Annotated in this window: 1 pseudogene; it reads left to right on the top strand. The window is 65.1% G+C overall.

What is annotated here, in order from left to right:
* A pseudogene (locus YY7_RS56255) lies at positions 1–1,183 on the top strand (IS91 family transposase); the annotation flags it as partial.
* Between the last annotated feature and the right edge of the window lie 237 nt (positions 1,184–1,420).

Genomic DNA, 1,420 nt, shown 5'->3' with positions numbered 1-1,420 from the left:
TGGAGGTTGCGGATATCTTCCGCAACCATGGCCCGGCATGGCGTCAGACCCATGCCGGCCATATCAGCCTCGACCAGCTCAAGGTGATGTCGGCCATTGAGCGCTGCCGCACAGCAGCCCTCGGCGGCCATGTCGCGCGCTGCGCGGACTGCGCCTATACGACCATCGCCTACAACTCCTGCCGCAATCGGCACTGCCCGAAGTGCCAGGGCGCCGCGGCCAAGCAGTGGCTCGCCGACCGCGAAGCCGAGCTGCTGCCGGTGCCGTATTATCACGTCGTGTTCACGCTGCCGGCTCGGATCGCCGACATCGCCTACCGGAACAGAGCTGCCATCTACGATCTCCTGTTCAAGGTCTCGGCCGAGACGATGCTGACCATCGCTGCCGACCCGAAGCATCTGGGAGCCCGGATCGGCATTACGTCCGTGCTGCACACCTGGGGCTCGGCCATGACCCACCATCCGCATGTGCACATGATCGTGCCGGGCGGCGGCATCTCGCCTGACGGCCAGCGCTGGGTGTCCTGCCGGCCCGGCTTCTTCCTGCCGGTGCGCGTGCTCTCACGCCTGTTCCGGCGGCTGTTCCTGGAGCGCCTCGCTGCCCTCCATCAGGCGGGGCGCCTGAGCTTCTTCGGCGACGACGCTCATCTCGCCGCGACGCGATCATTCGCCGCATTCCTTGCACCGCTTCGCAAGACCGAGTGGGTCGTCTATGCCAAGCGTCCGTTCGGCGGCCCTGAGGCCGTGCTGGCCTATCTGTCGCGCTATACCCACCGCGTCGCCATCGCCAACAGCCGCCTGATCGCCTTCGACCAACACGGCGTCGCCTTCAGGTGGAAGGATTACCGGTCAAGGGCCGCGACCGTCAAAAGCGCATGACGCTCGCTACCTTCGAGTTCATCCGCCGCTTCCTCATCCACGTGCTGCCAAAGGGCTTCCACCGCATCCGCCACTACGGCCTGCTGGCGCGCGGCGCTTGCGCCGGCAATATCGAACGCGCGCGCGAGCTGCTCGCCGTCAAAGATCGTGAGGATGAGGCCGCCGAGACCATTGCCGACATCAGCAAGCCACCATGTCCATGCTGCGGCGGCCGCATGATCGTCATCGAAGTCTTTGAGCCAGGCGCAACGCCTCGCCATCAATCGACCGCGCCAACCCGCCTCATCAGGATCGACACCTCATGACCGCGCGACCGCCATTCCGCAAAACTGGTCATCTCGCCAGCTGCCCATCGACTGGCCACGGCGGAGTGCACCCGAACGCTCTTATGTCATCGCCAATCCGCCAACAGTTCCTAGAGTTCGACGCTGCCCACCATTCATTCAACGACCGCAACACCGGCGCGCAACTCGCCGCATCGGTTCGAACTCGATCGGCCAACTCGCCCGCAGCACTCAAATCCCCATAGTGTCTGCCGCGCC

The organism is Bradyrhizobium elkanii WSM2783 (assembly GCF_000472865.1).
GTDB lineage: Bacteria > Pseudomonadota > Alphaproteobacteria > Rhizobiales > Xanthobacteraceae > Bradyrhizobium > Bradyrhizobium elkanii_A.
Note: the sequence above shows the minus strand (reverse complement) of the source record. Positions and strands in the feature narration are given on the sequence as shown.